Annotated in this window: 9 protein-coding genes; 6 read left to right on the plus strand and 3 right to left on the minus strand. The window is 73.3% G+C overall.

Annotated elements, in window-relative coordinates; translation table 11 throughout:
* Window positions 1-33: 33 nt before the first annotated feature.
* The gene (locus ACI379_RS10260; protein WP_439791982.1) at window positions 34-768 is read left to right on the plus strand and encodes a YczE/YyaS/YitT family protein; all 735 of its coding nucleotides are present in this window, start codon (window positions 34-36) and stop codon (window positions 766-768) included.
* Between the two features lie 36 nt (window positions 769-804).
* Here ACI379_RS10260 and ACI379_RS10265 read toward each other — a convergent pair whose 3' ends face one another.
* Both ACI379_RS10265 and ACI379_RS10270 read right to left on the minus strand, forming a co-directional pair.
* A complete protein-coding gene (locus ACI379_RS10265; protein WP_439791983.1) occupies window positions 805-2,331 on the minus strand; it encodes a DUF6297 family protein in 1,527 nt (508 codons plus the stop codon).
* Window positions 2,328-2,966, minus strand: coding sequence for an ABC transporter ATP-binding protein (locus tag ACI379_RS10270; protein WP_439791984.1), 639 nt, complete (start codon window positions 2,964-2,966; stop codon window positions 2,328-2,330). The genes ACI379_RS10265 and ACI379_RS10270 overlap by 4 nt, the downstream gene beginning before the upstream one ends.
* A 149-nt stretch (window positions 2,967-3,115) precedes the next feature.
* Between ACI379_RS10270 and ACI379_RS10275 the strand changes: the two genes are divergently transcribed.
* Entirely contained in the window at window positions 3,116-3,250 is a 135-nt protein-coding gene (locus tag ACI379_RS10275) for a hypothetical protein (RefSeq protein ID WP_439791985.1), read from the plus strand.
* A gap of 1 nt (window position 3,251) precedes the next feature.
* Window positions 3,252-6,311 carry a helix-turn-helix transcriptional regulator gene (locus ACI379_RS10280; protein WP_439791986.1) on the plus strand — a complete coding sequence of 1,020 codons (3,060 nt, stop codon included), beginning with the start codon at window positions 3,252-3,254 and terminating at the stop codon, window positions 6,309-6,311.
* Between the two features lie 23 nt (window positions 6,312-6,334).
* On the opposite strand, the gene ACI379_RS10285 is transcribed toward ACI379_RS10280, so the two are convergent.
* Entirely contained in the window at window positions 6,335-6,901 is a 567-nt protein-coding gene (locus tag ACI379_RS10285) for an O-methyltransferase (RefSeq protein WP_439791987.1), read from the minus strand.
* A gap of 367 nt (window positions 6,902-7,268) precedes the next feature.
* On the opposite strand from ACI379_RS10285, the gene ACI379_RS10290 reads away from it, so the two are divergent.
* From ACI379_RS10290 to ACI379_RS10300, 3 genes are all read left to right on the plus strand, one after another.
* On the plus strand, window positions 7,269-7,469 hold the full coding sequence (locus ACI379_RS10290; protein WP_439791988.1) for a hypothetical protein: 201 nt from the start codon (window positions 7,269-7,271) through the stop codon (window positions 7,467-7,469).
* A 10-nt stretch (window positions 7,470-7,479) separates the two neighbouring features.
* Window positions 7,480-8,556 (plus strand): 3-isopropylmalate dehydrogenase, encoded by a 1,077-nt coding sequence (locus ACI379_RS10295; protein ID WP_439791989.1) that lies wholly within the window; start codon window positions 7,480-7,482, stop codon window positions 8,554-8,556.
* Between the two features lie 111 nt (window positions 8,557-8,667).
* On the plus strand, window positions 8,668-9,666 hold a 999-nt coding region (locus ACI379_RS10300; protein WP_439791990.1), incomplete at its 3' end, for a branched-chain amino acid aminotransferase.

Consider the following 9,666-nt stretch of genomic DNA (forward strand, 5'->3'; position numbering starts at 1 on the left):
AGAACAATGCCACTTGCGGGTCAGGATGGTGAGGTGAGCACGAACGCACTCCCCGGACCGGTCTCCCGCGACCGCACCACTCCCGCCCCCGCCGCACTGCTCGACCTCGGGCCGGTGGCGCAGCTCCGTGCCGGACGGCTCGGGCGTCGGGTGCCGCAGCTCATCGTCGGACTGGTCCTGTACGGCGTCTCGCTGGCGCTGATGGTCCGCAGCACGCTCGGTCTCGCGCCGTGGGACGTCCTGCACTCCGGCCTGATCCGGCACGTCCCGCTCACGCTCGGGCAGGCGGTCGTGGCGATGAGCTTCGTGGTCCTCCTGCTGTGGATCCCGCTGCGGGAGAAGCCCGGCATCGGCACCATCGCCAACGCCCTGCTCATCGGCACCTCCGCGGACGCGACGCTGTTCCTGCTGTCCGCCCCCGACGGCCTCGCGGCGCGGGTCGCCCTGCTGCTGCTCGGCGTGGTCGGCAACGGCCTGGCCACCGCGATGTACATCGGGGCGCAGTTCGGTCGCGGCCCACGCGACGGCCTGATGACGGGCCTGGCCAGGCGTACGGGCTGGTCCCTGCGCGCGGTGCGCACGGGCCTGGAGGTGACGGTCGTCCTCTGCGGACTCGCGCTGGGTGGGGCGCTGGGGCTGGGCACCGTCCTGTACGCGCTCGCCATCGGCCCGCTGACCCAGCTCATGCTGCCGTGGATGCTGGTGCGCCTCGACCCGCCCGCCGAGCCGACCCCCGAGCCGACCCCCGAGCCGACCACGGGGAGGTAGCGGAGTCTGTGGGTCACAGGGTGACCCACAGACTCCTCAGCTTCGGCTCCCCGACAGGGGAGAGGCGCCCGAGACGTGCCACAGCACGACGCCGAGACTGAGTACGAGGGAGGCGACCGCGCCCCAGCCCGGCACGAGCAGCAGCAGGGCGGTCGGCAGCCAGACGTCGAACCCCTTCAGCAGCCCGCCGACCATGCCGGGTGGCAGACCGCCGGCGGGCGTGGAGAGGAGCGGGCGCGCGTAGTCGGGCGGTGGTGCCGCGACCCAGTGGAAGGCCGCGGCCGTCGCCGACGCTGCGGTGGCCGCGCCGAGCAGCCACGCGTCGGCCCCCAGCGCGGGGGCCACGGACAGGGCCGTGGCAACGCCGAGGAGGGCCAGCCCCAGTGCCGGGACGAGCAGGTGCGCCGCACGCGTCGCCCAGTCCTTCCAGGGGTAGAGCCGGGCCACGGTCCGGGTGCGGCACACGACCCGCAGCCCCGACATCAGGCTGGTCCCCACGAGGAAGCCGGCCAGCGCGGCGAACGTGGCGGTGCCGCGCACGAGTCCCGCGGCGGCCAGCGCCGGGGGAGCGGTGCACGCGGCGACGAGCACCCACCAGGGCTGCGGGGCGCGTACGACGCGGCGCAGGTCGGCGTGGACCAGCGACCACCACCCGCGCGGCCCGCCGCGCCGTGGACGCACGCCCGGCACCGCCGCCCAGCGTCGGCTGAGCAGCACGTCGTAGGTCAGGGTGAGGTCCATGGTGGCCAGGGCGCCGGACAGGCTGGGCCAGGCGTTCTCGGTACGTGCCAGGGCGCTGCGAGGCGTACCGGCCAGCCCGCGCAGCGCCACCACGACCAGGACAGTGGCCGCCGCGCCGGAGGCGACCACCAGGACGGCGCCGAGCGCGGTCGACACCGCCGGCGAGGCGGGGGCGGTCGGGGCGGGAGCCAGCCACATCCACGCCAGCACCAGCCAGGTCGCCACGGCGCCGGTCCAGGTCAGCCACCGCGCTGCCGAGCCCGTACGTCGCTGCTGGTCGGCGGCGAAGGCGACCAGTGCGACACAGGCCAGGGCCGCGGTGAGGGTCGCGAGCGCGGTCCCGAGCGCGTCCGTACCGCTGAGGACGGCCACGGGCGACACCAGCGCCGCGGGGAGGACGGCCCCCAGCGCCAGGGCGCGCAGCAACGAGGGCCTCAGCGCCTCGCCGCGGTCGACGGGGGTCGACAGCAGCCAGCTGCCCGTCGCGGGGGACTGGAAGACGGGCCCCAGCAGGCGGCTGACCCCGAGCGCCGCCGTCGCGGCCACGGCGGTCGCCAACCACGGCGCGGCGGCCCGGACCCCGAGGCAGGAGGCGGTGCAACCCGCCTCGGCCATGCCGCGCAGCCCCCACAGGACGTTCGCCGACATGGCTCCCAGGACGAGCGCCGCGAAGAGGTACGTGTACGCGTCCTGGGCGGCCTCCCACCACGACAGCGACGCGCGGCGCCGCCGCCAGGCGCGGATCTGGCGGCGCAGCTCCGAGACGGGCGGTTCGGTGTCCGTGCTGGCGACGGGCCGTGGTGCCGGACCGTCTGCGCTCACGTCCCCACCAGCTCCACCCGTCGGTCGCTGACCCGCTCGACCAGCCGTGGGTCGTGGCTGACGACGAGGACCGCGGTCCCCTCAGCCTTCTCGGCCAGCAGGCGGTCCCCGAGCCACTCGACGCCGGCGACGTCGAGGCGCTGCTCGGGCTCGTCGAGGACCAGCAGCGAGCGGGGCCGTACGAGGGCGCTGGCCAGGGAGAGGCGGCGCCGCTGGCCGGACGAGAGCGTCCCCGGCAGGCGTCCGCCGAGGTGGGTGAGCCCGACCTCGGCCGTCACCGTGTCGACGAGCTCCTCGGCGTCCACGACGCCGTGCGCGCGGGCCAGCAGGTCCAGGTGCTCCACCACGCTCAGGTCGGGGAAGTTGTCGATGTCGTCCATCACCACGGCCATCGCCCGTCGCACGTCCGGGTCCCGCTCGTCGAGCGGGCGGCCGTGGAGCAGCACGGTGCCCCCGTCCGCCGGTCGGGCCCCGGTCACGGCCCGCAGCAGGGTGGTCTTCCCCGCACCGTTGGGGCCGACGACAGCGACGCACTCGCCGGCGTGGACGTCGAAGGAGACGTCGTGCAGCACGCGGTGCTCGCCGAACGACTGCTGCAGGTCGCGGACCTCGAGGACGGCTGGCACGCACACCATCCAAGCAGGCCGGTGGTGGCTACCTCAGGTTCCACCGAGTGGCCAAGGCCACGTGCACTAAGGCACATGGCCGATGTGTGGCCCTACCTCAGAGGACGAACGTAGGGGTTGTCGTCACCACCGGGGTGGCGCCAGGGAAGGAGAACCCCATGTACGAGGGAAGCCTCAACACCGACATGGCCCGGGCAGAGGTCGACTTCCGCCGCGAGCAGGTCCGCCGCAGCTTCGCCGACCTGACGGTGGCGCGCAAGACCCGCGTCTCCCGCCGCGCTGCCCGCGCCTGAGATGAGTGCCGGGACCGGCCCCTCGGGCACGGGTCCCGGCCGTACGGCAGCGCCCGGGGCGCTGTCGGTGCCCCGCGGGGAGCCGGAACGCGACATGATGTCGCCCATGGCCGTGGCACGCAGCACGAGGCTCGTCGGACGCGACGGCGAGCTCGACACGCTCGTCACCGCGCTCGGCGTGGGTGCCGCTCCGAGGGACCCGGCCGACTCGACGCACGCGCTGGTCTCCGGCGACGCGGGGACGGGCAAGACCAGGCTGCTCGTCGAGCTGCGGGACCGGGCGCTCGCCCAGGGCTGGCAGGTGTTCGCCGGACACTGCCTGGACTTCGGCGACAGCGCCCTGCCCTTCCTCCCGTTCAGCGAGGTCGTGGGCCGCCTGGCCAGCGAGCTGCCCGACGTGGTCGCCGAGGTGACGGCGACCCATCCCGCGCTGTCGCGCCTCCAACCCGGCGTACGGCTGCAGCACGCCGCCCCCGAGACTGCCCAGCCCGCGCCCGACCGGACCGAGCTCTTCGAGTCCTTCCACCTGCTCCTGGAGGCCGCGGCCCGTCAGGCCCCGACGCTGCTGGTGGTCGAGGACCTGCACTGGGCGGACGAGTCCACCCGGGACCTGCTCGGGTTCCTCTTCTCCCGCCCGTTCGCGGGCCAGGTCTCGGTCGTCGCCTCGTACCGGTCCGACGACCTGCACCGCCGCCACCCGCTGCGCCGGCAGGTCGCCGAGTGGTCGCGGCTGCGGGAGGTCACGCGGCTGCCGCTGGACCCGCTGTCCGACGTCTCCGTGCGTGACCTGGTCGGTGTGCTCGCCGACCAGCCGGTGCCCGAGTCCCACCTGTCCGCGATCGTGGCCCGCGCCGAGGGCAACGCGTTCTTCGTCGAGGAGCTGGTCGCCTCCGGCCCGCACGGGTTGCCCGACGACCTGGCCGACCTGCTCCTGGTCCGCCTCGACCACCTTCCGGCCGGCGCGCGGGAGGTCGTGCGAGCGGCCAGCGTCGCCGGCCGCCGGGTCACCCACGACCTGCTGGCGGCGGCCTCGGGGGTTCCCGACAGCCTGCCGTCGGCTGACTTCGAGGAGGCGGTACGGGCGGCGGTGGAGCGCAACGTGCTCGTGGCCGGCACCGGCACCTACCGCTTCCGGCACGCCCTGCTGGCCGAGGCGGTCTACGACGACCTGCTGCCGGGTGAGCGGGTCCGGCTCCACGGGGCCTTCGTGGGCGCCCTCCGGTCCGGAGGCCTGGGCACGGCAGCCGAGCTCGCCCGCCACGCGCGCCTCGCCGTCGACCTCGACACCGCGGTGCGCGCCAGCGTGGAGGCGGGGGAGGAGGCGTACTCGGTAGGGGGCAGCGCCGAGGCGGCCGGCCACTTCGAGCAGGCGCTCCGGTTGCTCGCAGACCCCGAGCGGCGACGGCGCAGCGGCCTGGACACCGCCGTGGTGGCGCTGCACGCCTCCAACGCCCTGAGTGCGAGCGGGGACCCGCAGCGAGCCGCCGCCGTGCTCCGCGACCAGGTGGAGGTGCTGGCGGACGACGAGGTGCCGGACGCCTCGCGGGCGCGGCTGCTGAGCGCGTGGGCCAGGGCCCTGCTGCTGATCGACGGCGACCACGACGCGGTCGAGGTGTCACGCCGTGCCCTGGCCCTGGTGCCGCTGGACTCCGACGACCGCGCCGTCGTGCTCGGCAACCACGCCGCCGTCATGGCCACCGAGGGCGAGTTCGACGAGGCGCGGACCGCTGGCGCCGAGGCGGTCGCCATCGCGGAGAAGTACGGCCTGCTCGCGGTGGACGCCGACGTCACGATCACCCTCACCGGGCTCGACCGCGACGGTTCGCCCGACGCGCTGCAGGACGCCTGGCTGCACGCCATCGACCGGGCGGTCGCGTCCGGCTCGCTCAATGCCGAGCTCCGGGCGCGCTACCTGATGGGCAGGTCCTTCGAGGACCGCGCCGAGTGGGAGCAGGCGCGCCGGTGGTTCACCGGTGCGATGGAGGCCGGCCAGGCCCGCGGTCGCCCCTGGTCCCCGTACGCGCTGGAGTCGCGGTGGCGGGTCGCGTGGGTCGCGTACCTGCGCGGGGAGTGGGACACGGTCCTGGAGCTGACCGCGGCGGCGGAGGACCTGCGCGGCGGCACGATGCCGGAGATCCCGCGAGCCATGCTGCTCACCCTCCGGCTGGCGGTCCCGCTGGGGCGCGGCGAGGAGGTCGGCCCGCGAGCCCGCCGGCTGCGGGCCTTCTGGGCGGAGGAGGGCTTCGTCGCCATCCACGCGTCGGCCCTCGAGATCGGGGCGGCGGCGCTGCGCCGTGACCCGGCGGCAGCGGTGGAGGCGTACGACGCCGCCGTGGCAGTGCTCAGCCGGTCGTGGCACGAGTGGTTCGGTGCCCGCGTCCGTCTCGCCGCACTCGCGGTGCAGGCGGTCGCGGACTCCCTGGGGTCACCGGGCTCGTTGGGTGCCGCTCAACAGTCGGCACGGCTCGACGAGGTGGCGCGTCTGCTCGAGGACGGCCGCACGGTCCCCACCCACCTGCCGCCGCACCGCGAGTGGGGGCCGGAGGGCAGGGCGTGGTCGCAGCGGCTGGAGGCCGAGGCCCTGCGGGCGGCCTGGCTGGCCGGGGGAGCGGACGTCGGGGCGGACCAGCTGGTCTCGTCGTGGCGGGAGACCGAGGCGCTCTTCGAGCACCTGGGTCACGAGCCGGAGCTGCTCGTCGTGCGGGCACGTCTGGCAGCCGTGCTCCGGGCGACCGGGGACCAGAGCGCGGCCCGGGAGGTGGCCGACGCGGCCCGGGCGACCGCCCGCCGGCTGGGCGCCGTACCCGTGCTGGACGACCTCGGCGACCTGGCGGCCCCGGCCGCCCGGGGAGCCGTGCGCGGTGCGGCCCCGTTGACCTCCCGGGAGCGGGAGGTCCTGAGGTGGGTGGCGGCCGGCCGGACCAACGGGGAGATCGGCAAGCACCTGTTCATCGCCACGAAGACGGTGAGCGTCCACGTGTCGAACATCCTGGCCAAGCTGGGGGCCTCCAGCCGTACGGAGGCCGCCGCCATCGCCCGCCGCGAGGGCCTGGTCGACTGAGGCCCGGCTCCGTCAGCGCAGGGTCAGCGCCGGGTGGCGATGACGACGGAGGCGTCCGAGGCGACCATGACCTCGACGGCGGTGAAACGCTCGTCGGTGAGCCACTGCTCACGCAGGGTGTCGACCCGGCCGAAGGTGATCGGGGGCCACATCTCGCACGGGATGAAGTCGTCGAGAACGACGATGCCGCCCGGCTCGACGAGGTCCGCGATCTGGTCGACCCCGACGTCCTGAGGCGTCCCGGAGTCGAGGAAGAGCAGCGAGTACGGGCCCTTGTCGCGCAGCACGCTCCAGTCGGCGGCCAGCACGTCGACGAGCTCGTCGTCGACGAAGATCTCCTGCGCTGCCTCGGCCAGCTTGGCGTCGAGCTCGGCGCTCAGAATGTGGGCGCCGTTGCGCACACCGCTGCGCAGCCACGCGGTGCCGACCCCGCAACCGGTGCCGAACTCGGCCATGGTGCCGCCACGGGTGGCGGCGAGGGCGGCCAGCAGACGGCCGGTCTCGTTGCGGCAGAACGAGACGTAGCCCGCCTTGCGCGAGACGGCGAAGGCGCGCTGGACGATGTCGGGGAGTTCGGGGGGAGCGCTCATGAGGAGGTCGAGTCTGACATCCCGACCCCGGCGTCTCATCATGTGGGCCATTCCGTGGACGCCATTCCTTCCGGAATCGTGCCGACCTATGGTGGGTGAACCATGCGTAGCGTCTTCGTACTTATTGAGCGCCGCGGCGAGGCCTGAACGAGGCCACCTCGCCGCGGAGTTCGTGCGTTGACACCCAGGCCTCGATCCATCTCGATCCAGGCGCTCCGCAGGTCGATCGCCCAGCGACAACTGGCGCGATCCGCAGCACCGCTGGTCCGGTCCCTCGTGTGATCCACGAGGAACGTGCGCTTCGTCCCGGAGCGCCTGGTCGAGATTCCGGCAGTCACAGCCCCGACGTCCACCGTCGAGCCGGCTGATGCTCCGTTCCCACCACCCGTTCCTCGTCCCGCGGACCGTTCCCGGTCCGCCCCAGGAGACCGCCATGTACGCCATGTACCCCGAAGCCCGCGAGTGGGGCCCGGCCCGCCACGACCCCGAGAACCCGTACGGCCGCAACGCCGTCCAGGCTGCGCTCGACCTGCGGGACAGCCGCGGTCCGCGTCCCGACGACAACTAGAATCGCGGCCATGACGCAGACCCCCGTTTCGAGCTCCAGTTCCTCCAAGATCAACCTCGGTGTCATCCCCGGTGACGGCATCGGCCAGGAGGTCACGCTCGAGGCGCTCAAGGTCCTCGAGGCCGTGGCCCCGGGCCAGTTCGCGCAGACCCAGTACGACCTCGGCGCCGAGAACTACCTGCGCACCAAGGACGTGCTCCCGGCCTCCGTGCTGGCCGAGCTCAAGCAGCAGGACACCCTCCTGCTCGGCGCGGTGGGCGGCAAGCCCAACGACCCCAACCTGCCGCCCGGCATCCTGGAGCGCGGCCTGCTGCTGCGCATCCGTTTCGAGCTCGACCACTACGTCAACCTGCGTCCCTCGCGCATCTACCCCGGCTCCGTCTCCCCCCTGGCCAATCCCGGCGAGGTCGACTTCGTCGTGGTCCGCGAGGGCACCGAGGGCCCGTACACGGGCAACGGTGGCGCCCTGCGCGTCGGCACGCCCGCCGAGGTCGCGACCGAGGTCTCGGTCAACACGGCCTTCGGCGTGGAGCGCGTCGTGCGTGACGCGTACGCCCGTGCCCAGCGCCGTGAGCGCAAGCACCTCACCCTGGTCCACAAGACCAACGTGCTCGTCAACGCCGGTTCGGTGTGGTGGCGCCTGTTCGAGGAGATCGGCACCGAGTTCCCCGACGTGACCACCGACTACATGCACATCGACGCGGCCATGATCCACATGACCACGAACCCCTCGCGCTTCGACGTGGTCGTCACCGACAACCTGTTCGGCGACATCATCACCGACCTCGCCGCCGCCGTGACCGGCGGCATCGGCCTGGCCGCGTCCGGCAACGTCAACCCCGACCGCACCGCCCCCTCGATGTTCGAGCCCGTCCACGGTTCCGCTCCCGACATCGCCGGCCAGGGCATCGCCGACCCGACGGCCGCGATCCTGTCGGTCGGCCTGATGCTCGACCACATGGGTCTCACCGAGCAGGCGCAGCGTGTCGAGGCGGCCGTCATCGCCGACCTCACCGAGCGCGACCCGTCGGTCAAGCGGGGCACCGCCGCCATCGGCGATGCGGTCGCCGAGCGAGTAGCCGGCTGAGAGCCTCCACACCGATCCACCGACGGTGCCGGGCTCGCGCGAAGCGTGCCCGGCACCGTCGTATTTGCCCACCTCTCCCTGCTGTCCGAAAGGTCGAGTAGTTTCATGTCCATGGACATCCGCACCACCCTCACCTCCCACCCCACCGACGACGCCCGACTGGCCGAGATCCTGGCCAACCCGGGCTTCGGCCAGTTCTTCACCGACCACATGTTCACGGTGGAGTGGACGCCGGAGAAGGGGTGGCACGACGCGCGGATCGAGCCGTACGGCCCGCTGCAGCTCGACCCCGCCACGGCGGTCCTGCACTACGCGCAGGAGACCTTCGAGGGGATGAAGGCCTACCGCCACGAGGACGGGTCGGTGTGGTTCTTCCGTCCCGAGGCCAACGCGCAGCGCATGGCTCGCTCCAGCGAGCGGCTGGCCTTCCCGGTGCTCAGCGAGGACGACTTCATCGCCGCGGCTGCCGCGCTGGTCGAGGTCGACCAGCGCTGGGTGCCCGAGGCCGAGGGTGAGAAGAGCCTCTACATCCGCCCGTTCATGATCGCCACCGAGAAGTTCCTCGGCGTGCGCCCCAGCCAGCACGTCACCTTCATGGTGATCGCGAGCCCCGCGGGCGCGTACTTCAAGAGCGGCATCAAGCCGGTCACCCTGTGGCTCACCGAGGACTACACGCGCGCCGGTCGGGGTGGCATGGGCGCGGCCAAGACCGGCGGCAACTACGCCTCCAGCCTCGTCGCGCAGCAGGAGGCCAGCGCGCACGGCTGCGACCAGGTCGTCTTCCTCGACGCCCAGGAGGGCACGTACGTCGAGGAGCTCGGCGGCATGAACCTCTACTTCGTCTTCGCCGACGGCTCCGTGGTGACCCCGGCGACGGGCACGATCCTCGAGGGGATCACCCGCTCCTCGATCATCGAGATCCTCACCTCCATGGGGCACCGCGTCACCGAGCGCAAGTTCTCCATCGACGAGTGGCGCGACGGGGTCACGTCGGGCGAGATCGTCGAGGTCTTCGCGTGCGGCACGGCTGCTGTCGTGACCCCCGTCGGATCGCTCAAGTGGGACGGCGGCGAGACGCCGGCGCCGGCGAGCACCGACCTCACCATGAAT

This window comes from Nocardioides sp. (assembly GCF_051876515.1).
In the GTDB taxonomy this organism is placed as follows: domain Bacteria; phylum Actinomycetota; class Actinomycetes; order Propionibacteriales; family Nocardioidaceae; genus Nocardioides.

What these genes read in the sequence shown, in the direction of transcription:
- ACI379_RS10270 (WP_439791984.1), bottom strand. Translation starts at nt 2,966, where the DNA reads ATGGTGTGCGTGCCAGCCGTCCTCGAGGTCCGCGACCTGCAGCAGTCG.
- ACI379_RS10275 (WP_439791985.1), top strand. Translation starts at nt 3,116, where the DNA reads ATGTACGAGGGAAGCCTCAACACCGACATGGCCCGGGCAGAGGTCGAC.
- ACI379_RS10280 (WP_439791986.1), top strand. Translation starts at nt 3,252, where the DNA reads ATGAGTGCCGGGACCGGCCCCTCGGGCACGGGTCCCGGCCGTACGGCA.
- ACI379_RS10285 (WP_439791987.1), bottom strand. Translation starts at nt 6,901, where the DNA reads ATGAGCGCTCCCCCCGAACTCCCCGACATCGTCCAGCGCGCCTTCGCC.
- ACI379_RS10290 (WP_439791988.1), top strand. Translation starts at nt 7,269, where the DNA reads ATGCTCCGTTCCCACCACCCGTTCCTCGTCCCGCGGACCGTTCCCGGT.
- ACI379_RS10295 (WP_439791989.1), top strand. Translation starts at nt 7,480, where the DNA reads ATGACGCAGACCCCCGTTTCGAGCTCCAGTTCCTCCAAGATCAACCTC.